General features: G+C 67.7%; 1 protein-coding gene. It reads left to right on the forward strand.

Features of this window, described 5'->3' with window-relative positions; translation table 11 throughout:
* Positions 1–681, forward strand: a 681-nt coding sequence (locus AC1DWT_RS51730; RefSeq protein ID WP_477926336.1) for an aminotransferase class III-fold pyridoxal phosphate-dependent enzyme, incomplete at both ends; no start/stop codon positions are given.

The following is a 681-nucleotide window of genomic DNA, read 5'->3' on the forward strand; positions in this document are numbered from 1 at the left end:
CGCGTTCTTCCCACTCTGGTCCTACGCCACCGAACCCGCCATCGAACTCGCCGAACGCCTCGCCGGCTACGCCCCCGGCGACCTGAACCGGGTCTTCTTCACCACCGGCGGCGGCGAGGCCGTCGAAAGCGCCTGGAAACTGGCCAAACAGTACTTCAAGAAGGTCGGCAAACCCGGCAAACACAAGGTCATCTCCCGCTCCATCGCCTACCACGGCACCCCCCAAGGCGCGCTGGCGATCACCGGCATCCCCGCCCTGAAGGCGCCGTTCGAACCGCTCACCCCCGGCGCGTTCCGGGTCCCCAACACCAACATCTACCGCGCCCCCGACCCCCTCGGCTCCGATCCGAAGGCATTCGGGATCTGGGCCGCCGACCGGATCGCCGAGGCCATCGAATTCGAGGGCCCCGACACCGTCGCCGCCGTCTTCCTCGAACCGGTGCAGAACGCCGGCGGCTGCTTCCCACCCCCGCCCGGCTACTTCGAACGGGTCCGGCAGATCTGCGACGAGTACGACGTGCTGCTGGTCTCGGACGAGGTGATCTGCGCGTTCGGCAGGATCGGGTCGATGTTCACGTGCGAGGACTTCGGGTACGTGCCCGACATCATCACCTGCGCCAAGGGCCTGACGTCGGGGTACTCGCCGATCGGGGCGATGATCGCCTCGGACCGGTTGTTCGC

The sequence above is a fragment of the Rhodococcus sp. P4_B6 genome, from assembly GCF_056402215.1.